Raw genomic sequence first — 22321 nt, 5'->3', positions numbered from 1 at the left:
GCGGAGTAACGCGGTTACTCTACCCCAGTAACACGGTTACTGGGTGGAGGCGGAACAAGTGGGATCTCTCGACGGCAAGGTCGCGTTCATCACCGGTGTTGCTCGTGGCCAGGGCCGCAGCCATGCGATTCGCCTCGCCGAGCAGGGCGCCGGCATCATCGGTGTGGACATCTGTGCCGACATCCCTTCCAACGGTTACCCGATGGCCAGTCGCGCCGAGCTCGACGAGACGGTCGAGTTGGTGGAAGCCAAGGGGGGCAGGATGATTGCCTCGGTCGCCGACGTCCGCGACTTCCACGCGGTGAAAGCTGCGCTGGATGCCGGCGTCGATCAGTTCGGCCGCCTCGACATCGTGTGCGCCAACGCCGGCATCGCCACCATGGCCTTCCGCGAGTTGACGATCGACGAAGAGCTCGAACAGTGGACCGATGTGCTGAACGTGAATCTGGTCGGTGCATTCCACACCGCCAAGGCCGCGATCCCGCACTTGATCGCCGGGCAACGGGGCGGGTCGATCGTGTTCACCAGCTCGACTGCCGGACTGCGGGGATTCGGCGGACTGCAAGGCGGCGGGCTGGGATACGCGGCCTCCAAACACGGGCTCGTCGGACTGATGCGGACGTTGTCCAATGCGCTTGCGCCGCACAGTATTCGGGTCAATACCGTGCATCCCACCGCGGTACGCACCATGATGGCCGTCAATCCCGCGATGACCGCCTTTCTGGAGAACTACCCCGAAGGCGGACCGCACCTGCAGAACCCCATGCCGGTGGACCTCCTCGAACCGGAGGACATCAGCGCGGCGATCGCCTACCTGGTCAGCGATGAGGCCAAGTACGTTACCGGCGTGACCTTCCCCGTCGACGCCGGATTCACCAACAAACTCTAGGAACACACGTGACAGATACTGGACGGGTCACCGGCAAACGGGTCCTGGTCACCGGGGCTGGCCGCGGCATGGGCCGCAGCCATGCTGTGCGGCTGGCCGAAGAGGGTGCCGACCTGCTCCTGGTGGACATCTGTGAGTCGTTGCCGGAGTTGGAGTATCCGCTGTCGACCCCGGAAGAGCTGGATGAGACTGTCCAGCTGGTCGAGAAATTCGGCCGACGCGCGGAGAGGTACGTCGTCGACATCCGGGATGCGGCGGCGCTGGCCGAGGCGGTCAACTGCGGTGTCGAGCAGCTCGGCGGGCTGGACGCCGCCGTGTCCAACGCGGGTGTGCTCACGGCGGGGACCTGGGACACCACCACGCCGGAACAATGGCGAACGGTCGTGGACGTCAACCTCATCGGAACATGGAATACCTGCGCCGCGGCGCTGCCGCACCTGGTCGATCACGGTGGGAGCCTGGTCAATATCAGCTCGGCGGCCGGGATTAAGGGGTCGCCGCTGCATCTTCCCTACACCGCAGCCAAACATGGTGTCGTCGGGCTGAGCCGAGCGCTGGCCAACGAGCTTGCCGCGGTTAGTGTTCGAGTCAATACGGTGCACCCGACCGGTGTGGAGACCGGCATGCAACCCGCGTCTCTGCATGGTCTGCTTCGAGAGGGCCGGCCCGACCTTGCTCCGATCTTCCAGAATGCCCTGCCCATCGTCATGGCCGAAGCGATCGACATCAGCAATGCGGTGCTCTATCTGGTCTCGGACGAATCCCGCTACGTGACCGGCACTGAGCTCAAGGTCGACGCGGGGGTCACGATCCGATGATCGACGCCGACCGGCGTGAGCGTGGCCGACGAGCATTCGCCGACGTGATGACCTTCGCTGCGCCGCAGGACGACTCACCTGCCGCGACCGGGCTGATCGACTTCGTCTACGGCGAGGTGTGGTCACGGCCGGCGCTGAGCCGGCGTGACCGGCGGTTCGTCACGCTGGCGTGTGTGGCGGCTGCCGATGCCGAGGCGCCGTTGCGTGACCACGTGTACGCGGCGCTCAACAGTGGCGATATATCGATCACCGAAATGCGAGAAGCAGTGCTGCATTTCGCGGTGTACGCCGGCTGGCCGAAAGCGTCGTGGTTCAACCAGGTGGTCGACGAGCAATGGGAGCGGATCCATCGAGCCCGTGGCCATGCTCCACCGCCGCCCGACCCGCTGCTGCCGTTGATCACGCCGAGCGATCCCGAGATCCGGCTGGTGGTCGGAGAGCAGTCCTTCAAGGAGATCAACTGCATTCCGTTCGCCCCCATCCGCGACAACCCATACTCCGGTGCGGGAATCCTGAACTTCGTCTTCGGTGAGATGTGGCTGCGCCCCGGACTCGGCATGAAGGAACGCCGACTGATCACGGTGGCGTGCGTGGCGTTCCAGGACGCGGTGATTCCGATCCTCAGCCACGTGTACGCCGCGCTGAAGAGTCGTGATCTGTCGTTCGCCGAGATGGACGAACTGGCTCTGCACTTCGCGGCGTACTACGGCTGGCCCAAGGCTTCCCACCTCAACCAGGCCATCGGTGAACAACAGCAACGTGTGCTCGACGAGTGGCGCAGCGAAGCCAGTTCGTCGTGAGCGGCGCGATCGCACCGGCCGGGTTGTTGATCGGCGGCGAACGCGTCGCCGACACCTCGGCGGGTACCCATCAACATATCTATCCGGCTACCGGGCGGCCCAATGTCGTTGTCTCACTGGCTGGCCCGCCAGAGATCGACCGAGCCGTGGCGGCGGCCAAGCGCGCACAGCGGGCGTGGGTATCGCTGACGGTGGACCGGCGCCGCGATCTGCTGATCGACCTGGCCGACCTGGTGCACGAACATCTGGACGAACTGGCCGAACTCAATGTTCGCGACTACGCGGTGCCGATCTCGTACGCCGGAACGGCGATGCTGCTCGAACGGTTCTTGCGCCACTATGCCGGCTACGTCGACAAGCCGCTCGGTGCGAGCACTCCGGTCAACGGCTCGTTCGACATTAACCTGATCGAGCGGGAGCCCTACGGCGTTGTGGGTGTCATCGCACCGTGGAACGGCGCGCTGGCTGTCGCGGCCTCGTGCGTCGCCCCGGCGATCGCCGCCGGAAATGGGGTCGTATTCAAGCCATCTGAACTGGCGCCCCTTGCGGCACTACGCTTCGGCGAACTCTGTCTGCTGGCCGGCTTGCCGCCCGGCCTGGTCAATGTGGTTCCCGCCGGAGCCGACGGAGGTGACGCTCTGGCGCGCCACCCCGATGTGCGCAAGGTGCATTTCACCGGCGGTGGGCAGACGGCCCGCAAGGTGATCGCCGCGGCCGCTACGAATCTGACACCGGTGGTCGCCGAGTTGGGCGGTAAATCCGCCAACCTCGTGTTCTCCGACGCCGACCTCCCGGCCGCCGCCGCACTGGCCGCCCACCAGGGCCCGCTGATGCAGTCCGGGCAGAGCTGTGCGTGCGCCAGCCGGATTCTGGTGCAGGACAGCGCCTATGACGAGTTCGTGGGCGCCTTCCTCACCCGCATTGCGGAAGCTAAGATCGGCGACCCCCTCGATCGCTCCGTCACCGTCGGCCCGGTGATCGGGGAAGGGGCCCTGCTGCGCATCCTCGCGACGATCGATGATGCGGTCGGGCAGGGGAGCGGTCAGCTGCTGGTCGGCGGCAACCGCATCGGCGGTGACCTGGCGGCGGGCTATTACATCGAGCCGACGGTTTTCGGCGATGTCGACAATGCGTCGGAGCTGGCGCAGATCGAGACGTTCGGGCCGGTGGTCTCCGTGATCCGATTCCGTGACGACGACGAGGCCGTCGCAATCGCCAACGACAGTGCCTACGGCCTCAATGCCTTTGTGCACACCCGGGATCTCGTGCGCGCACACAGTGTGGCCCGGCGAATGGAGTCGGGATCGGTATGGGTCAACCAGTTCAGTGACATGTCCCCGCAAGGACCCTACGGCGGCTACAAGCAGAGCGGGTTCGGCCGTACCGGCGGGCTGGAGGGCTTGCACGAATTCCTCCAGGTGAAGAACATCCGGATCGGAATGCGCTGACCGTGACACGGACACGTCCCGCTGCCTCAGTATTGATCGCGCGATCAAATTTGCGATCGAGATATCACCGGCAACGCGGCCCGTAGCAGCGCCGCGGAAACCGGCGTGATAACCCTCGATATGAATGCCGAAGATGCTGGTGCTCGGGTTCGATGAGATACGTGGTTCCCCGATTCGGATTCGCTCACAGAGTTGACGCTCCGGCCCGCGGTAGAGATGTCTGGTCAAGCGACCATAAATGTTATGGTGCCCCTGTGACCACCGCGGCGCGAAAGGGTCCGTCAGGCAAGGCGGGTCCTCGGCGTGCCACGGAAAGGCCGAAGGTCGATGACGGTGGGACCCGGCAGCGGCTCGTACAGGCAACGGCAGAAATCATGCACGACGAAGGCTATGCCGCAGCAACGTCGCGACGGGTTGCGACGAAGGCCGGCGTGAAGCAGGCGCTGGTTTATTACTACTTCCCGACAATGGACGATCTCTTCGTGGCGGTGTTGCGATCGGGAGCAGAGGCCGCGTTGGAGCAACTGCGCAAGGTACTCACCGAGGAAGATCCCCTTCGTGCACTGTGGCGGATCAACAGTGACCCACGCCAGACCGTGATGAGTACTGAATTGATGGCACTTGCCAACCATCGCAAGGTGATCGGCGCCGAGCTGCGGCATTTCGCCGAACGGGTCCGCGACATCGAGACAGCGGCGGTGACAATGTCGTTGCGGTCCTACGGCGTAGACCTTGAAGCGTATCCGCCGGTGGTGATATCGATGTTGGTTGCGCAGATCGCACGCAGCGTGGGCAATGAGACCGCCGTCGGCCTGACGCGCGGACACGACGAGCTGGAACACTTCATCGAGGCGCAGTTCGCGTTGTTGGCCAAAGGCAACCACTGACCTTTGCGCGGTAGGGCGATCCGGCTACCAAGTCATCGACGCGGTGAGGCCCGCCGCAGTCCTCGTTGGGCCGGTAAAAGTCTGTACTGCAACGTGTTCTGACCTCTGCTGTGTGATGCGCAAGTAGCTGAACTCTTCGGCACCCAATATCTGTCGATGTTCTTGACACGGCTTCACCCGCACTGTTATGAAGTTCATCACACCACATATTTGGTCGATCGATCAGCACATCACACCCTCGGAGGCAAGCCATGTCCGACGCAGCTGGCCGCGTCAACCCGTTGTTCGTTTCGGTCCCGTCGGGCGAGCCGCGCGAATCTGCACCGCACCGCAGTACCGCGCGCGCGGCTGTAAAGTTCGGCGGCTACGGCGGGATGGCGTTGGCGGTTTGGTTCTTTGGTGCACTGGCCGCGGGCTACGGGGTCGCATCGGCGGACACCGGGTCCGGCTCATCGGGCGGAACGTCGCCATCCGCATCGTCTTCCGATTCGTCGGGTGGCTCTGATTCGTCGTCGGCTCACTCCGCGCGCCGGTCGAACACCGGCGCGAAGCCCCGCAGCGGAACGGCGAAGTCGTCTATTGGTCAAGTGACCAGTACTGGCGGATCGAAGTCGAGCGCACCGGCGACGGCTCAGAAATCGCCGTCAGCCACCGTCGTGACGACGGCGGTGACCGTCGCAGCGACGTCGCAGTCGGCAACACGTGCAGTCGCAACCGAGCCGAAGCCCGTCACCGAGTCCGCCGCGGCCTCCCTCGACGCATCTTCGGTCATCGTGGTGCCAGCGCGGGTTGGCGCGGCGCACGCCCCTCTGGTCAACCATCCGAGCGCCGCGGGCGCGACATCGAACACCGCGGGCCTGACGCCGAACCCGGCGGCGCCCGCGGGGCCTATCGGGTTCCTCAACCACGTCATCACCTCATTGCTCAACCCGTTCCTGAACTCGCCGCCGGCTACTCCGGGACCGGTGGTACCGCTGGTCTGGGCAGTGCTGGGTGCGGTGCGGCGCGATCTGTTCAATCAGGCACCGATGATCGGGGACCCGACCACGACCGTGCAGACCGGGCAGACCGTGACTGGCAACATCGGCGCCACCGACATCGAAGGTGACGCGCTGAGGTACACCGTCACCCAGGGCCCGAAGTACGGCACCCTGACAATCGACCAGGCCACCGGCAACTATACCTACGTCCCGAATGACATCAATTACGATGCTGCACAGACTGATTCGTTCACGGTGGCGGTGTCCGACGGTAAGTTCAACATCCTAACCCCGCTCAGCTCCCATAGCGCTCAGGCCGCGGAGACTGTGACGGTCCTCAACCCCACTGTGCAGCGGGCCATTCTGGCCATGCCCGCCGGCGTGACCAAACCGGTCAACCCGCGTTACTCCGAGGATGGGCAGTCCATCTACTTCGCGGCCATCCCGGCAGGCGCGACCCGTCAGGAGATCTACCAGATCAACATCGACGGCACGAACGCCACATGTCTCACCTGTGGGGTCGCCCCCAGCGTGACCGCGAATCTGGGCAAGCCGGTGCCGTTCACCGACGGCTCAGGGCGGGTCGTGGTGCTCGTCGACAGCGGCGCCCAGTCTGGGCCGACGTATTCCGTTCTGCAACAGGGGGACAGCGGAGCCGAGCTGATCCCGATCGTCACCCCAGCCAGTGCTCCGGGCGTCATTGCCGTAAACGCCCAACGTGAGATGCGGATCTCGCCGGACGGTCAGCATGTGCTCTTCAGCCGGATCATGCTCAACGGCGCCACGGGCGTGCTGCAAATCGTTCCGGTGGTGGGCGGCTTAGAGTACAACTCCACCACGAACGAGTATGACGTGACCGACCCGAGGGTGGTGTTCCCCACCGGCGAGGGCAAGCAGTGGACGCCGGATGGCAAGGGTGTGGTCATCCTCGGCGGGTCTTACGACCAAGGCAACGCCGATGACATCGTGGTCGACCTGGCCACGGGCAACATCACCCGGGTGACCGCCAACCTCGACTACGACGAGGACATGGACTACTCGCCAAACCAGCAGTGGATCGCCATCGGCAGTACGCGCGGTCTGAACGCGCTGACGCCGATGACCAGAATCGTGCGGCAGAGCCTGCTTCCGGTGTACGTAGCGGCGCCGGTCTACGGCTACTACGCGACTCCGGTCAACGTCTCCAATCAGGAGTGGGCTGTCCAGGTCGGCGATGAACTCAACCGGGAGAACGGAATCCCGCTGTTCGACACCGGTGACGGATGGGCCGCCCGCAGCATGCCCAGCTGGAACACCGACGGAACTGCGGTCACGTTCTGGGAGTCCAGCGTCTCCGACCCGACTCAGTCACGATTGGTGATCGCAAACCTGAAGTACACCACCAGCGTTGGGTCGGTGGCGGCCGATCGCACCACCCCGGATTCGTCGTCGTGGGCACCGGCACTGAGCACGTACCATCCGAGCACCACACCGCTGGATCCGGTCGGAACCTACACCGGCAAGAACGGCGGGACCGCCGTGGTCGTCGAAGCCCCGGATCCGAACGATGCGACCAAGACGGTCCGCACGGTCACGTACACGGACTATGTGAACGAGGACGGGATGATCCTGAACGGCACCGAGTCGGCCGACTACCTGCCGAACCAGTCGTCCGTGCACTACCTGGCCAACATCACGGTGACCGGTGCGCACACCGGCTACCTGCACGCCGACGCGACGATCAACGCCTTCCAGCAGACGCTGACCGGCTACATCGTGTCAAACGTCGACGGTGACATCGAGGGCCTGCCGGATCCGGCCAAGGCCACCGACGCGCAGCAGAGCGCCTAGGAGTTGGGATCGTTAGACGGGTTGGGCGTCGCTGTGCTCAACACGGTCAGCCTCGCTACTTCCCTGAGTAGCAAGAACATCCAGATCTACATCCGTCGACCTTGACACCGCCAGCGCCGCTACGACACTATTGATCGATCGATCAAAGTGTGATCGCATGCCGTCCGGCGCGGTGCGCGCCAACGTTCTACGAGACGAGGGTTTCATGGCTGGAAGAGTTGAGGGCAAGGTCGCTTTCATTACGGGAGCTGCGCGGGGTCAGGGCCGCAGTCACGCGGTTCGGTTGGCCGAGGAGGGCGCCGACATCATCGCGATCGATGTTTGCAAGCGCATCAGCAGTAACGAGGACATTCCCGCGCCCACACCGGATGACCTCGCCGAGACCGCGGATCTGGTGAAGAACCTCAACCGCCGCGTCGTGACCGCTGAGGTCGATGTGCGTGACTACGCTGCCGTGAAGGCCGCGGTGGACAGCGGTGTCGAGCAGCTGGGCCGGCTGGACATCATCGTCGCCAACGCGGGCATCGGCAACGGTGGACAGACGCTGGACCTCACGAGTGAGGCTGACTGGAATGACATGATCGACGTCAACCTCTCTGGCGTGTGGAAGAGCGTGAAAGCTGCTGTACCGCATCTGATCGCCGGGGGTGGCGGCGGCTCCATCATCCTGACCAGCTCGGTTGGTGGACTGAAGGCATACCCGCACACGGGTCACTACATCGCCGCTAAGCATGGCGTGGTCGGTCTGATGCGCACTTTCGCCGTCGAGCTAGGGCACCACTCGATACGAGTGAACTCGGTGCATCCGACCAACGTGAACACCCCGCTGTTCATGAACGAGGGCACCATGAAACTGTTCCGGCCCGACCTGGAAAACCCGGGCCCCGACGACATGGCCGTCGTCGCTCAAATGATGCACGTGCTGCCGATAGGTTGGGTCGAACCGGTCGACATCAGTAATGCGGTGCTGTTCCTGGCCTCTGACGAATCCCGATTCGTGACGGGGCTGCCGATGACGGTCGACGGCGGGAGCATGCTCAAGTAGCTTGCGCCTGTTCGGTGGAGGAAAACCGAGCCAGCAAGCGCTCAACCAGTTCGCGCAATTCTGCGTGACCCTCCGTCATCCCGATTGCGCTCTCGTTGCACAGGCTGCGTGCGGTCTGTGCAACGAGCATCGAGATCGCCACGGGGGGAAACATGGTGAGGTCGACGCCGTGACCGCGCAGAGCGACTGTCGCGGCGGCGGTTTCGATGTCTCGGACCCGTTCGGCGTAGGACTTGAGCTCAGCGCTGATCACCTTCCGATGGTTGGCCAGCGCGACGAACTCGCTATACAAACTGGTCCATCGCGGGTCGGTGTTGATAGACCACAACGCCCGCAGTGGCTCGTCGGCGGTGATCGCCTGACGGATCTTCGCCAGCGATGCTTCAGATCCCGCTTGCAGTACGGCGACGAACAGATCGTCCATTGTCGGGAAGTAGTAGTACACCAACGCGGATCGGACCCCGGCTCGAGCCGCCACCCGCCGAGACGTCGCGGCGGCGTAGCCCTCCTCGCGCATGATGTGAGCAGTCGCCGCCATCAAGCGTTCGCGCGCGCCGGCGTCTTTGTCCTTGCTTTTTGGTGTCGACGCCATAGCGGCCATCTTGTCAGGAGTGTTGCGCGCTTGGCTAGACGGCCATGTGCACGACTCTTGACCCGTCAATTCCAGGCATGGTAAGCATGTCTTGCAAATTTGATCGATCGATCAAAAGAACAAATATGGAGGGATCGATGACGGCGGCTCATTGGCGCGTCCAGGTCGACCGTGACCTGTGCGAGGGCCATGCCCTTTGTGTCGAGTTGGCCGCCGAAGTCTTCGACGTCGGGTCCGACGATCTGGCGACCTGCCTCGCCGCACCCGCTGACGAGCTGCGCGAGCAGGTCGAGGCCGCGGTGGCGGCGTGCCCTCGCCAGGCCATCAGCATCGTGAAAGGCCCCCAAGAATGACCGATTTGGCAGCTGCCGACTATTTCTCCGACCAGGCCATCGCGCAGAACCCTTACGACTACCTGGACTACATCCGTTCGCAGAATCCCGTCTTCCGCGAGCCCAACTACGGAGTCGTGGCCGTCACCGGATACGACGAGGCCGTAGCGGCATTCAAAGATTACGAGAGCTTTTCGGCTGTCAACGCCATCGGCGGTCCTTTCCCGCCGTTACCGTTCGAGCCAGAGGGCGACGACATCTCAGCCCAGATCGATGCGCACCGACACCTGTTCCCCATCAACGAGATGATGGTGGTGATGGACCCGCCGGAGCACACCCGGGCCCGCTCGCTGCTCAGTCGGCTGCTGACCCCGGCCCGGCTGAAGGAGAACGAAGACTTCATGTGGGAGCTGGCCGACCGCCAGCTCGACGAGTTCATCGGCAACGGAAAGTGCGAGCTGCTGGCCCAATACGGCAAGCCCTTCGCCACGCTCGTGATCGCAGACCTGCTGGGTGTACCCGACGATGACCGCGCGGAGTTCCGGGCGAGCCTGGGGGCGGGCAAGGAACCCGGAAGTGCCGTTGGCGCGCTCGATCACACCCCGGTCGCGGTCAATCCACTGGAGTGGCTCGACGCAAAGTTCACCGGCTACATCAACGACCGCCGCCAGCACCCGCGGGAGGACGTGCTGAATTCGCTTGCCGCAGCGACCTACCCGGACGGTACGACACCAGACGTCGTCGACGTCGTGCGCGCCGCGACGTTCCTGTTCGCCGCGGGACAGGAGACCGTCGTCAAGCTGCTCAGCGCGTCGACCCGGGTGTTGGCCGAGCGCCCCGACCTGCAGGACAAGCTGCGCGCCGACCGCAGTCTGATCGGCAACTTCATCGAGGAATCGCTGCGTATCGAGAGCCCCACCAAGGTCGACTTCCGGCTGGCGCGCAAGACCACCAACCTCGGCGGCGTGGACATCAAGGCCGGGACCGTGCTGATGCTTTGCCTCGGTGCGGCCAATCGCGACCCACGGAAGTTCGAGAACCCCGACGAGTTCCATCTCGACCGCAAGAACGTCCGCGAGCACATCACGTTCGGTCGCGGCATCCACACCTGCGCCGGCGCACCGCTGGCCCGCGTCGAGGCGAAGGTGACGCTGAATCGGCTGCTGGATCGCATGAGCGACATCGGCATCGACGAGACACGGCATGGACCCGCCGGTGACCGGCGCTATCGCTACGAGCCGACGTTCCTGCTGCGCGGCCTGAGCGAACTGCATCTCACCTTCACGCCCGTCGCCTGAACCAAGGAAGTTTCCATGACCTTGCAGTCCGTTCTGGACGAGATCGCGCAGCGCCCCGGCGCCGGAGAGCGCATCCAGATCATCAACCCGGTCACCGAGGAGGCGATCGCTGACTTCGCCGACGGCGGCGCCGAGGCTGTCAACGAGGCGGTCGATCGAGCCAGGGACAGCTTCGACTCCGGGGTGTGGTCTCACTTGCCCGGCAACGAGCGCGCGAAAGTGCTGTGGCGCGTTGCCGACCTGATAGATCAGCACGCCGCTGACTTGGCCGAGATCGACTCGTTCAACACCGGCATGCCGTACATGCAGGCGAACATGATCACCTCGACCTGCGCGGAAATGTTCCGCTATTACGCCGGTTGGTGCACCAAGCTCGAAGGCATTGCCCACGATGTGCAGCAGACCGGCGGCATCACCGGTGCGTTCTCGAACATGCACGCCTACACCCTCAAGGAGCCCTACGGTGTGGTCGGCCTGATCTTCCCGTGGAACGGTCCGATCTTCAATTTCTGCGCCAAGCTCGCGCCGTCGCTGGCTGCAGGCTGCAGTAGTGTTGTCAAACCCGCTGAGGAGACACCGCTTTCGGCACTACTGCTGATCCGGATCCTGCAGCAGGCCGGTATCCCCGAGGGGGTGGTCAACCTGGTCACCGGGTATGGCTACACGGCGGGTGCGGCATTGGCCGAGCATCCCGGTGTCGACAAGATAGCGTTCACCGGATCGACCGAAATCGGCAAGCGAATCGTGCAGGCGTCGGCAGGCAATCTGAAGCGCGTGACCCTCGAGCTCGGCGGGAAATCGCCGGTGCTGATCTACGACGACGCCGACCTCGGCATGGCCACCACGATGGCGTCGATGGGCATCTTCATCCACTCCGGGCAGGGATGTATCTGCGGCTCAAGGATTTTCGCTCATCGCAAGGTGTACGACCAGGTCGTTGAGTCGGTGGCCGCCATGGCCAACTCGGTGCAGCTCGGCGGCCCGAAAGATGAAAATGCTCTGATCGGACCGCTGATCAGCGAGAAGCAACTGGGTCGCGTGGTGGGCTATATCGACGAAGGCAAACGCGACGGCGTCGAGGTGGTGACCGGGGGGCATCGCCTCGACCGAAGAGGATACTTCGTACACCCCACGGTGCTGACCGACGTGGACCCCGGGATGCGGCTGTATCAGCAGGAGATCTTCGGACCCGTCGTCGCGGTCCTACCGTTCGACGACGATGACGAGGTCGTCGCCCAGGCCAACAACTCCGACTACGGCCTGGCCGCTACCGTGTGGACCAAGGACATCTCCCGGGCGCACCGGCTGGCCAAGCGAATCCAATCGGGCACCGTCACGCTGAACTGCCAGATGGTCTTCGACCACTCGATGCCGTTCGGCGGCTACAAGCAGTCGGGCTGGGGTTACGAGTGGGGCCGCGCGGGTATCGAGAGCTACCTGCAGACCAAAACGGTCTACGCGCAGCTCTAAGGATTAGTGCACTATTAGTGCGATATAGTGCACTGCATGGATGGCAGTGCGGCAGCTCTCGCCACGGTGATCGGTACCCGCGTGAGGCGCGAGCGCCTGTCGCGCGCGTGGACTCTCGACCAGTTGGCTGAAACAGCGGGCGTGAGCCGGCGAATGGTGATCAGCGTCGAACAGGGCGAGGTCAACCCGAGCGTGGGCACGCTGCTTCGACTCAGTGATGCGCTGGGCATCGGCCTGCCAGCGCTGGTGGAGCCGCCCCATGTGGCGACGGTGAAGGTCACCCGGCGCGGGGAGGGCGCGACGCTGTGGAGCGGCGAACACGGCGGCCAAGGCGTGCTGGTGGCCGGTACGGCGCCTCCCGATGTCGTCGAATTGTGGGACTGGACCCTGGGGCCTAGTGACGCGCACATCAGCGATGCCCACATGCCGGGCACCAAGGAACTGATTCAGGTCCATCAGGGTTCGGTCACGGTCACTATCGGCGATCAGTCGGCGACCCTTCGCGTCGGCGACGCGATGACGTTCGGTGGCGACGTGTCGCATTCCTACGTCAATGCGGGCGGCCGGCCGGCGCGCTTCAGCCTGGCTGTCTTCGAGCCGGGCGTCGGCTCGGGCGCCGCGCAAACCAGCGGCGCGTGATGGCTGCGAACGCGACGCTCAGACAGACCCTGGCCGGTGCCCACGTCGAGGATGCGGTGTTCACCCTGCGACCCGATTACCGAGCCCTGCTCCTGGCCGTCGACGGGCTGTCACCGGGGCCGACGGATGATGCGAGCGACGCGCTATTGGCGTGCGCTGAAGCTGCTGTCCGTCAACGCCGTTGCGGAAGGCCGGTGGAGGAACTGGCGCATGTCGCTGCATGGCGGGAGGCATACCGAAGTTTCGGCGCAAAGCCACAACGTACCCGCAACAGTGTCGAGGCGTTGATTCGCCGAGCTGAGTCTGGCTTGCCGAGGGTCAACCGGCTCACCGATTTGTACAACGCGGTGTCGGTCATGCATCAGCTTCCTGTGGGCGGCGAGGACCTGACGCGGTACATCGGCGCGCCACGTTTGGTGCGGGCGCTGGGGACTGAACCGTTCGACACCGTGGCCGATGGCGGTCCTGTGATCGACCATCCGGAACCTGGCGAGGTGGTTTGGTGCGACGATGCCGGCGTGACATGCCGCCGGTGGAATTGGCGCCAGGCGCGGCGTACCCAACTGAGTGCGGACACCACCGCCGCGCTCTTCATCCTCGATGCTCTCGGGCCGATGTCGGACGTCGAATTGGTCGCTGCCGCAGACGATTTAAATGCACACCTCAACGAGTTGGGGCCTAATGTCCGCGTCGAGCGCCGACTCATCTCCGGCTCGGATAACAATCGAGGAGAATGACATGCTGATCCATCCCTGGGATGCCGCGCTGGACAACGCCGAATGGCGGGATTGGTTGGCCTCGACCGACCGGTTCGGCGTCCTCGCGGTCAACAACGTCGACCCCATGCAGGCCCCTGTGCTGGTGCCCACCCATTTCACGGTGGCAGGCGAGGAGTTGCTGATCCACCTCGCGCGGCCCAATCCGGTCTGGCCGCACCTGGAAGCGGCCGCACAGGTGCGGGTCGCGGTGATCGGTGACTATGCCTACATCCCGACCTACTGGCGTGCGAAGGCCGGCGGCCCTGACGAGGACGGAGTGCCGACCAGCTACTACGCCTCTGTCCAATTCGTCTGTCGCCCAACGATCATCGACGATCCGCAGGGCAAGGTGGGGATACTGCGGTCTCAGCTTGCCGACTTCCAGCCTGAAGGCCGCCATGCCGAGGTGGCCGAAGGGCAGCACCCCTACGGCCGGATGCTGCCGGGCATCCGCGGCGTGCGACTCACCGTCGAGCGGGTCGAAGCGAAGTTCAAGTACGACGACGGCAACCCCGTCGAGCATCGAGAGCGGGTGATCGACCGACTTGAGGAGCGCGATCGCGGTCTGGACGCCGGCGCCGCCGCCCAGCAGCGGCGGCGGCTGTCGGCGATCGGCGACTGGCGGGCTCGCCGGTCCGACTCCTGACCGTTGTGCCTGGCCCGTGCCCGCCCCTAACATGGACAGGTGTCCAGACAGAAGTCGGATGAGATCGACGGCGCCGTCCGCCGCGTGACGTGCCCGCTCTGCGAAGCCATGTGCGGGCTACGGGTCACCGTCGACGGCGACCGGGTCACCGACATCCGCGGCAACCCCGACGACGTGTGGTCGGCAGGGCACATCTGCCCCAAGGGCACGGTGCTCGGGCAGCTGCATGACGACCCGGACCGGTTGCGGTCGCCGCTGGTGAGGCAGCCGGACGGGACCCACGTCGCCGTCTCCTGGGACGAGGCGTTCGCCGAAGCGGAGCGGGTACTCCGACCGGTGCTGGACAGCGACGGTGCGCGGGCGGTCACGGTGTACGTCGGCAACCCGGTGGCGCACAACCTGGGCCTGAGTTCCTACATCGGCGCCCTCGTCGGGATGGGCGCCGCGGCCGGGATGGGCGCGTACTACTCGCCGGGCACGGTCGACCAGTGGCCGCTGAACGTCGTCGGCACCCTGCTCTTCGGCGGAATGTGGAACGCGCCGATCCCGGACCTGGCCCGCACCGATCACCTCGTCGTCATCGGCGCGAACCCCGCGGCCTCGCAGGGATCGATGCTCTCGGCTCCCGACGTCGTCGGCCACCTGACCGGCATCCGCAAGCGCGGCGGTCGGGTGGTGGTCATCGATCCCCGCCGCACCGAGACCGCGCAGCGCGCCACCGACTGGGTGCCGATCCGCCCGGGCACCGACGCCCTGGTGCTCTTCGCGGTGCTGCGGACGCTGGCCGCCGACGGATTGCTGCGCGCCCATCCACATCTCGACGGTCGGGTCCAAGGACTCGACGGGGTGATCGCCCTGGCCGAACCATTCACCCCGGAAGCCGTGGCAGCACCCAGCGGCATCCCCGCCGAGACCATTCGCGCACTTGCGCACGACCTGGCATCCGCGTCGAATCCCGTGCTGTACAGCCGGATCGGGGCCTGTACGCAGGAATTCGGCACCTTGGCCACCTGGCTGGTGTTCGTGCTGAACGCCGCGCTCGGTGCGGTCGACCGGCGCGGGGGAGCGGTGTTCCCCACCCCGGCGGTGTACTCGCCGATGTTCATGAAGCCGCCCGATCAGCCCGGCCCGCGCTGGGAGTTCGGCCGCTTCACCTCGCGTGTACGTGGCGTCGGGGAAGTGCTCGGCCAGTTCCCGGTGAGCTGCCTGGCCGAGGAGATCCTCACGCCGGGCGACGGACGTATCCGCGCGATGATCTCGGTCGCGGGCAACCCGGCGATCTCGGCGCCTGCGGCGGGCAGCCTCGACGAGGCGCTGGCCTCCCTGGAGGCCTTTGTCTGCGTGGACAATTGGCTCAACGAGACCACCAGGCATGCGCACGTCATCTTCCCCGGGCTCTCACCGCTGGAACGTCCGCACGCCGACGACCTGTACTGGATCTACGCTGTCGCCTCCTGCCTGAAGTGGTCGGAGCCGCTGTTTGCGCCGGATCCTTCTCGGCCGACGGAATGGGAAGTGCTGCTGCGTCTTTCGGGCGCCCTGCTGGGTACCCCCATTCCGGACGTCGACGTCCGGGCGATGGACGACCTCTACACCGGGGGCCTGGTCGCCACCATGTGCGCCCAGCCGGGGACCCCGCTGAGCGGACGCGACCCGGCTGAGGTGATGGGAGTGCTGAAAGGCCAAGGACCCGAACGCTTATACGACCTCTACATCCGGCTCGGCCCCTGGGGCGACGGCCTGGGCGCCACCCCCGGCGGCCTGACCCTCGACGAGGTGCGTGCGCACCCCGACGGCCTGCGACTCGGCGAATTGGAGGGCGGCCGGCTCGACTCGGCCGTCACCACGCCGTCGGGAGCCATCGAGCTGCTGCATGACCTGTTCGTCGACGACGTGCCTCGATTGCGGGCGCGGATGAACCGAGTCGAGGAGTCGCTGCTGCTGACCAGTCGGCGACATCTGCGGTCGAACAACTCGTGGCTGCACAATGTGCCCGCACTGATGCGAGGCCGCGACCGATGCACGCTGCTGATGCACCCGGACGATGCCCGCCGCGTCGGGGTCGGCGACGGCGAGCTGGCCGAGGTCAGCACGTCGGAAGGGAAAGTGGCTGTGCCCGTTGAGGTCAGCGACGACATGATGCCCGGGGTGGTGTCACTGCCGCACGGCTGGGGACACGGTGTGCCGGGCAGCCGGCTCGGCATCGCCAACGATCATCCCGGCGTGAACTCCAACCTGCTCAACCCGCCCGACCTGCTCGACGTCCCCAGCAACACTCAGGTCGTCAACGGGGTGCCGTGTCAGATTCGGGCAGCGGGTTGAGACTCAGCCGTCGATCGAGTCGGCAAGGCGCTGCAGCAGTACGGTAAGTGCCAGCTGCTCCTCGCCGGAGAGAATTCCGAACAGTTCCTCTGCCGCGGCGGTGTACGCGCCGGCCCAGGCTTGCGCCTGCTGGCTGCCGGTCGGGGTGGTCTGCAGCAGGGTCACCCGGCGGTCGGAGTCGTCGGCGCAGCGTTGGATCAAGCCTTCTCGGACGAGCGCGTCGGTCAGGGTGGAGGCGGTGCCCTGGGTGATGCCGACGGTGCGCGCCAGGTCGGTGAGCCGGACCGGTCCGCAGCGATCCACCTCGAACAGGACCTTGGATCGGGGGGTGGAGACACCGTGGTCACCGAGCCGCTCGTCGAGGGCGCGGACCAACGTCTTGCCCGCTCGACCGAAGGCGTCGGCGAGGTCGGTGGCGCGCTGACGGGATTCGGCGTCGTGTGCTGAGCGTGGAATGTGGCTTCACCTCCCTGGGTTGACAGGAAGCGTAGCGCGCCAGCAAGATAGTTTGAGATCAAACAATTTGATGTCAATCTATTCTCGGTGAGTGGAGGATTTCCCATGACACGTTTTGCGTTGGCCGGCTATCAGGTCCACCGCGTCGGATTCGGCGCCATGCAGCTGCCCGGTCCCGGCGTATTCGGGCCGCCCAAGGATCGCGAGCAGGCGCTGGCGGTGTTGCGCCGCGCCGTGGACGCCGGTGTCGATCACATCGACACCTCGCAGTTCTACGGGCCCGATGTGGCCAACGAGCTGATCCGCGAGGCGCTGCACCCGTATCCCGACAATCTCGCGCTGGTGAGCAAGGTGGGCGCACGGCGCGACGATCAGGGGGCGTGGCTTCCCGACGCCGAGCCGCACCGGTTGCGCGCCGCCATCGAGGAGAATCTGCGCACCCTCGGTGTCGAGCGGCTGGCCGCGGTCAACCTGCGGGTGATGGAGTCAGAACCCGATGCGCTGTTCACCGATCAGCTCGGTGCGATGATCACCGCCCGCGACGACGGCCTGATCGCCGGTGTCGGACTGAGCAACGTCACTCACGAGCAACTGCTGCACGCGCTGGAGCTCACCGACGTCGTGTGCGTCCAGAATCCGTTCAACCTGGTGGACCGGTCCTCGCAGCCCGTACTCGACGAATGCGTGGCCCGCGGTATCGCGTTCGTCCCGTTCTTTCCACTCGGCTCGGCGTTCCATGAGGTGAATCCCGTGCTGTCGCATCCCCTCGTCACCGGCGCGGCCGAACGGCTCGGTCACACGCCCGCGCAGATCGCACTGGCGTGGACACTGGGCATCGCCGACAACGTGCTGCTCATTCCCGGCACGTCCTCGCTGGACCACCTGGAGGAGAACCTCGCCGTCGCCGGTATCGAACTCGACGAGCAGGCCCAGCGAGAGCTGACCGCTGTCGCGTGACTACTTGAGTTCGGTCGAGGACAGCCCGAGCAGTCGGCGGGCGACCACCAGCTGTTGGATCTGCTGCGTGCCCTCGAAGATGTCCAGGATCTTCGAGTCGCGAGCCCACTTCTCCAGCAGCGTCTGCTCGGAATAGCCTGCTGTACCGGCTAATTCGACAGCTTTGAGAGTGACGTCGCTGGCGACGCGGGCGGCCTTGGCCTTGCCCATGGACGCTTCCTTGGAGTTCGGGATCGCATTGTCGGCTTGCCACGCTGAGCGCACGGTCAACAGGTAACCGGCCTCCCAGTCGGCTTCCATGCGAAGGAATTCCGCAGCAGCGGCACTCTGGGCGTGGGCGGGCTTGTCGTAAGAGATCTCCACACCGGCCTCGGTCAGGATCGTGCGCAGTTCCTCGAGGGCGGCGCGGGCCACCCCGACCGCCATCGCGGCCACGATCGGCCGGGTGTTGTCGAAGGTCTCCATGACCCCGGCAAAACCCTTCTCCACCTCGATCTCCGGGCTCCCCAGCAGGTTCTCCTTGGGGATGCGGGCGTTCTCGAACCGGATGGCCGCGGTGTCGGAGGCCTTGATGCCGAGCTTGTGCTCGAGACGCTCGACGGTGACCCCAGGGTGCTCGCGCGGCACGATGAACGACTTGATCGCCGCCCGGCCCTTGGACTTGTCCAGCGTCGCCCACACCACGATGTGGGTGGCGCGCGAGCCGGCAGTGACGTAGATCTTCTCGCCGTTGATCACGTATTCGTCGCCGTCGAGCACCGCCGTCGTCGACACCGCCGCCGAGTCTGAACCGAACGACGGCTCGGTGATCGCCATGGCGGCCCAGACGTTCTTGCCCAGCCGCTCCAACTGCTCGTCGGTGGCCACTCCGGAGATCGCAGCGTTGCCGAGGCCCTGGCGGGGCACCGACAGCAGCAGAGCGATGTCACCCCAGGAGATCTCGAGGGCATTGAGCAACGCGGACATGTTGCCGCCGTTGATGTTTCCCTTCGGGCCGTCGTCGCTGTCGCGGAATGCCTCCGTGCCCGCGAACGAGATCGTGTTGGCTTCGGAGATTCCCTCGAACAACGTCGCCAGGGTGTCCAATTCGACGGGGTAGGCGTGTTCGGCGACGTCGTACTTGCGTGAGATCGGCCGCAACATCTCCGCGGCGCCCTGGTGCGCCTTCTCGATCACGGCTTCCAGCTTGCGCGGCAGTTCGAGATTGATTGCCATGTCAGTCTTTTCCGTTCGTTGGCCGGCGGGCGGTTAGAGGACGACGACACCCTCGGCGACGCCGATGGCCCGCAGATCGCGGTACCAGCGTTCCACCGGGTGCTCCTTGGTGAAGCCGTGGCCACCGAGTAGCTGCACCCCGTCCAGGCCGATCTGCATGCCCTTATCGGTGCCCAGCTTCTTGGCCAGTGCGGCCTCGCGGATGAACGGCAGGCCACGCTCGGCCCGGGCGGCGCCGCGCCAGGTGATCAACCGCAGGCCATCGAGCTCGATGGCGATGTTGGCGCACATGAACGCGACGGCCTGGCGGCGGGCGATCGGCTCGCCGAATGCCTCGCGCTCTTTGACGTAGGGGATGACATAGTCGAGCACCGCGTGTGAGGTGCCGACCGCCAGCGCTGCCCAGCCCAAGCGGGACAACGCGATTGCTTCGGAATAGTCCGCGTCGGACGCCCCGTCCTCGCCGAGGCGGGCCGACAGAGGCACCGACACCTTGTCCAATGCCACCCGGCCCAACGCCGCGGCCCGGATCCCCATGCTGGGGTCGGCGGTGACGGTCAGGCCGGCAGCCGAGGCCTCGACGATGAACAACGCCGGCTTGCCGTCGAGTTGTGCTGCCACGATGAACAATTCGGCATCGGCGGCGGCGGGAACCAGCGATTTCACGCCGTCGAGGCGGTAGCCGCTCGGAGTCCGTACCGCGGTGGTCTTCAGCGCGGTCGGATCGAAGAGGGCGTGCGGTTCGGCGATCGCCACGCAGGCCTGCGGCACGTTCTCGCCGGCGAATTCGCGGAGGTACGTGGCCTGCTGGTCGGCGCTGCCCCAGTGGGTCAGTGCCGAGGCCACGCCACCGGGCGCCAGGATCGGCAGCGCAAGGCCCATGTCGCCGTAGGCGAGCGCCTCGGCCACCAACGCGTTGGTGACGGTGGTGCGCTGCTCGGCGATGCCGTCGAAGTCTTCGGGGATGTTGATGGCCGTGATGCCGAGCTCGGCCGCTTTGGCGATCAGATCGGCGGGATAGGTCGCGGCGTCGTCGGCGTCGTGAGCGGCCGGACGCAGAATTTCCTCGGCGAACTCGTCGACGGTCGCGACGATCATCTTCTGGTCGTCGTCGGGGGTGAGGTCGAAATAGTCTGCGCCGCTGGGTCGCAGCCGGGCCGGCGCCTTGCCGATGCCCTGGACCTTCTTGAACTGCCGGGTGGCCGCGCCCGCGGTGGAGAACGCCTGCTTGACCCCGTACTTCAGGCCGCGGTTCAGCGGGTCGCGCAGGTGATAACGGTCCAGGAAGTCCTGCCCCATCAGTGGGGTGACCAGCGCCAGGCCGATGTCGGTCAGGGAGCGCTTGTGTTTGTACTGCCCGACCGCGCTGTCGCGGGCGCGTGTGCTGGCGGATTTGGGGGGAAGGGTGTTGGTCATGGTGGCAGCCTCGTCGATGGTGGGCGTGCTGGTCAGATCTCGCTGGAGCCTATCTTACTCCAAAGTAAGGTAGATATCGGAGCCCCGGCGAGCCGCGGCTTGTGTTGGGTCGGTCACACCGGCTCGAGATCGGGTAGCGCTCTACTCGCACAGTGGACGCGCCGCGGATGCCGAGTGTGTTCGATGCCGGGTTGCCGTCGATCGACTACGACACCAATTCCGCTGCCGCCAACCGGGATTCGAGTGTCTGCGAGGATCCGGATCGCCTGGAGATCACCCGTGCCACGGTGCTGCCGATGCAGGTTGGGTGGGCTCAGCGGACCCGCGACGCTGCCCGTCGAATTCGACGCCGGCTGCTAACGCCTGGCCAGACTCGCCAGGGTCGCGTCGTGCAGCAGGCCGTTGGTGGCCACGGCATGGCCGCCGTGCGGGCCGGGCTGTCCGTCGAGGTTGGTGAAGCGGCCGCCGGCCTCGCGGACCAGGATGTCCAGCGGCGCCAGATCCCACAGCTTCACCTCGGGTTCGGCGGCGATATCGACAGCGCCCTCGGCGACCAGGCAGTAGGAGAAGAAGTCGCCGTAGCCGCGCACCCGCCACACGGCGTCGGTCAAGCCGATGAACTGGTCCCGCAGCCCGATGTCGGCCCAACCGGACAGGCTGGAGAACGACAGGCTGGCCGATCCCAGTTCGGCAACCCCGGAAACCGACAACGGCCGGGCCGGCCCGTCCCCGGTGCGCGCGAAGGCGCCCAGTCCCCGACCGGCCCACCACCGCCGGTTCAGGGCTGGGGCGCTGACCACACCGACGACCGGCACGCCGTCGGAGAGAAGCGCGATCAGGGTCGCCCAGATCGGTACGCCGCGAACGAAGTTCTTGGTCCCGTCGATCGGGTCGATCACCCATTGCCTGCCCTGGAATTCGGCGGTGCCGCCGTACTCCTCGCCGAGCACCGCGTCGTCCGGGCGCTCGCGGGACAGCGCCGCCCGCACATCGGCCTCAACCGCCTCGTCGGCGTCGGTGACGGGCGTGAGGTCCGGTTTGGTGTCGACGCGCAGATCCAGCGCCCCGAATCGGTCGAGGGTGATCGCATCGGCACGCTCGGCCAGCTGCAACGCCACCGTCAGGTCTGCCTGTACATCCCGGCCGCTCATGCATGCAGTCCTACCATGGCCGCATGTGGGAATTTGCGGTGATATTGCTCATCGTCGGTGCGCTGGTCCTGGTTTTGGCTCCGCGCCTGATGCGCCGCGGCCCGCGCGGCGAGGTCTTACAGGGCACGCTGCTGGTGACCGGGGTCAGTCCGCGCCCGGACGCCACCGGCGATCAGTTCGTCACGATCAGCGGGGTGATCAACGGCCCCACGGTCAACGAGCACGTGGTGTACCAGCGGATGGCGGTCGACGTGAACAAATGGCCGACCATGGGCCAACTCATCCCCGTGGTGTACTCGCAGAAGAATCCGGACAACTGGTCCTTCGCACCGCCCGACCAGCCGCCGCCCCTGCAGCCCCCGAGTTAGGAAT

At 65.7% G+C, this 22321-nt stretch carries 21 protein-coding genes; 16 read left to right on the top strand and 5 right to left on the bottom strand.

Features of this window, described 5'->3' with window-relative positions; all coding sequences use genetic code 11:
• Nucleotides 1-58: 58 nt before the first annotated feature.
• The 7 genes from AB4879_RS16405 (at nucleotide 59) to AB4879_RS16375 (ending at nucleotide 8697) form a co-directional block, all read left to right on the top strand.
• Nucleotides 59-889 carry a mycofactocin-coupled SDR family oxidoreductase gene (locus tag AB4879_RS16405; protein WP_370508431.1) on the top strand — a complete coding sequence of 277 codons (831 nt, stop codon included), beginning with the start codon at nucleotides 59-61 and terminating at the stop codon, nucleotides 887-889.
• Between the two features lie 8 nt (nucleotides 890-897).
• On the top strand, nucleotides 898-1707 hold the full coding sequence (locus AB4879_RS16400; protein WP_370508430.1) for a mycofactocin-coupled SDR family oxidoreductase: 810 nt from the start codon (nucleotides 898-900) through the stop codon (nucleotides 1705-1707).
• The gene (locus tag AB4879_RS16395; protein WP_370508429.1) at nucleotides 1704-2507 is read left to right on the top strand and encodes a carboxymuconolactone decarboxylase family protein; all 804 of its coding nucleotides are present in this window, start codon (nucleotides 1704-1706) and stop codon (nucleotides 2505-2507) included. The genes AB4879_RS16400 and AB4879_RS16395 overlap by 4 nt, the downstream gene beginning before the upstream one ends.
• Entirely contained in the window at nucleotides 2504-3955 is a 1452-nt protein-coding gene (locus AB4879_RS16390) for an aldehyde dehydrogenase (RefSeq protein WP_370508428.1), read from the top strand. Before AB4879_RS16395 ends, AB4879_RS16390 begins: the two co-directional genes overlap by 4 nt.
• Before the next feature lie 254 nt (nucleotides 3956-4209).
• On the top strand, nucleotides 4210-4842 hold the full coding sequence (locus AB4879_RS16385; protein ID WP_370508427.1) for a TetR/AcrR family transcriptional regulator: 633 nt from the start codon (nucleotides 4210-4212) through the stop codon (nucleotides 4840-4842).
• Between the two features lie 587 nt (nucleotides 4843-5429).
• Nucleotides 5430-7652 (top strand): hypothetical protein, encoded by a 2223-nt coding sequence (locus tag AB4879_RS16380; RefSeq protein WP_370508426.1) that lies wholly within the window; start codon nucleotides 5430-5432, stop codon nucleotides 7650-7652.
• Nucleotides 7653-7857: 205 nt separating this feature from the next.
• Nucleotides 7858-8697: a mycofactocin-coupled SDR family oxidoreductase gene (locus AB4879_RS16375; protein ID WP_370508425.1), complete on the top strand. Its 840-nt coding sequence runs from the start codon at nucleotides 7858-7860 to the stop codon at nucleotides 8695-8697.
• Here AB4879_RS16375 and AB4879_RS16370 read toward each other — a convergent pair.
• The gene (locus AB4879_RS16370; RefSeq protein WP_370508424.1) at nucleotides 8690-9289 is read right to left on the bottom strand and encodes a TetR/AcrR family transcriptional regulator; all 600 of its coding nucleotides are present in this window, start codon (nucleotides 9287-9289) and stop codon (nucleotides 8690-8692) included. The two genes, AB4879_RS16375 and AB4879_RS16370, sit on opposite strands and share 8 nt — an antisense overlap.
• A 137-nt stretch (nucleotides 9290-9426) precedes the next feature.
• On the opposite strand from AB4879_RS16370, the gene AB4879_RS16365 reads away from it, so the two are divergent.
• The 7 genes from AB4879_RS16365 to AB4879_RS16335 are packed head-to-tail and all read left to right on the top strand — an operon-like array spanning nucleotide 9427 to nucleotide 16754.
• A complete protein-coding gene (locus tag AB4879_RS16365; RefSeq protein ID WP_370508423.1) occupies nucleotides 9427-9642 on the top strand; it encodes a ferredoxin in 216 nt (71 codons plus the stop codon).
• Nucleotides 9639-10919 carry a cytochrome P450 gene (locus tag AB4879_RS16360; RefSeq protein WP_370508422.1) on the top strand — a complete coding sequence of 427 codons (1281 nt, stop codon included), beginning with the start codon at nucleotides 9639-9641 and terminating at the stop codon, nucleotides 10917-10919. The genes AB4879_RS16365 and AB4879_RS16360 overlap by 4 nt, the downstream gene beginning before the upstream one ends.
• A gap of 15 nt (nucleotides 10920-10934) precedes the next feature.
• On the top strand, nucleotides 10935-12389 hold the full coding sequence (locus AB4879_RS16355) for an aldehyde dehydrogenase (RefSeq protein ID WP_370508421.1): 1455 nt from the start codon (nucleotides 10935-10937) through the stop codon (nucleotides 12387-12389).
• Between the two features lie 36 nt (nucleotides 12390-12425).
• A complete protein-coding gene (locus AB4879_RS16350) occupies nucleotides 12426-13028 on the top strand; it encodes a helix-turn-helix domain-containing protein (RefSeq protein WP_370508420.1) in 603 nt (200 codons plus the stop codon).
• Nucleotides 13028-13765 carry a B3/4 domain-containing protein gene (locus tag AB4879_RS16345; protein WP_370508828.1) on the top strand — a complete coding sequence of 246 codons (738 nt, stop codon included), beginning with the start codon at nucleotides 13028-13030 and terminating at the stop codon, nucleotides 13763-13765. The genes AB4879_RS16350 and AB4879_RS16345 overlap by 1 nt, the downstream gene beginning before the upstream one ends.
• A 1-nt stretch (nucleotide 13766) precedes the next feature.
• Nucleotides 13767-14432, top strand: a complete 666-nt coding sequence (locus AB4879_RS16340) for an FMN-binding negative transcriptional regulator (RefSeq protein WP_370508419.1) — start codon at nucleotides 13767-13769, stop codon at nucleotides 14430-14432.
• A 39-nt stretch (nucleotides 14433-14471) separates the two neighbouring features.
• On the top strand, nucleotides 14472-16754 hold the full coding sequence (locus AB4879_RS16335) for a molybdopterin-dependent oxidoreductase (RefSeq protein WP_370508418.1): 2283 nt from the start codon (nucleotides 14472-14474) through the stop codon (nucleotides 16752-16754).
• A 3-nt stretch (nucleotides 16755-16757) separates the two neighbouring features.
• Here the strand turns inward: AB4879_RS16335 and AB4879_RS16330 are convergent, their stop codons facing one another.
• Nucleotides 16758-17129: a MarR family winged helix-turn-helix transcriptional regulator gene (locus tag AB4879_RS16330; protein ID WP_370508417.1), complete on the bottom strand. Its 372-nt coding sequence runs from the start codon at nucleotides 17127-17129 to the stop codon at nucleotides 16758-16760.
• Between the two features lie 186 nt (nucleotides 17130-17315).
• Here AB4879_RS16330 and AB4879_RS16325 point away from each other — a divergent pair, with 186 nt between their 5' ends.
• Nucleotides 17316-18167: an oxidoreductase gene (locus tag AB4879_RS16325; RefSeq protein WP_370508416.1), complete on the top strand. Its 852-nt coding sequence runs from the start codon at nucleotides 17316-17318 to the stop codon at nucleotides 18165-18167.
• Here AB4879_RS16325 and AB4879_RS16320 read toward each other — a convergent pair whose 3' ends face one another.
• The 3 genes from AB4879_RS16320 to hisN form a co-directional block, all read right to left on the bottom strand.
• Nucleotides 18168-19382, bottom strand: a complete 1215-nt coding sequence (locus AB4879_RS16320; protein ID WP_370508415.1) for an acyl-CoA dehydrogenase family protein — start codon at nucleotides 19380-19382, stop codon at nucleotides 18168-18170. It lies immediately after the preceding gene.
• Nucleotides 19383-19415: 33 nt separating this feature from the next.
• Nucleotides 19416-20798, bottom strand: coding sequence for an acyl-CoA dehydrogenase family protein (locus AB4879_RS16315; protein WP_370508414.1), 1383 nt, complete (start codon nucleotides 20796-20798; stop codon nucleotides 19416-19418).
• A 356-nt stretch (nucleotides 20799-21154) separates the two neighbouring features.
• Nucleotides 21155-21949: a histidinol-phosphatase gene (gene hisN, locus AB4879_RS16310; protein WP_370508413.1), complete on the bottom strand. Its 795-nt coding sequence runs from the start codon at nucleotides 21947-21949 to the stop codon at nucleotides 21155-21157.
• 23 nt (nucleotides 21950-21972) lie between these two features.
• Here hisN and AB4879_RS16305 point away from each other — a divergent pair, with 23 nt between their 5' ends.
• Nucleotides 21973-22317, top strand: a complete 345-nt coding sequence (locus tag AB4879_RS16305; protein ID WP_370508412.1) for a hypothetical protein — start codon at nucleotides 21973-21975, stop codon at nucleotides 22315-22317.
• Nucleotides 22318-22321: the final 4 nt, after the last annotated feature.

The organism is Mycobacterium sp. SA01, assembly GCF_041287105.1.
Classification (GTDB): Bacteria; Actinomycetota; Actinomycetes; order Mycobacteriales; family Mycobacteriaceae; genus Mycobacterium.
Note: the sequence above shows the minus strand (reverse complement) of the source record. Positions and strands in the feature narration are given on the sequence as shown.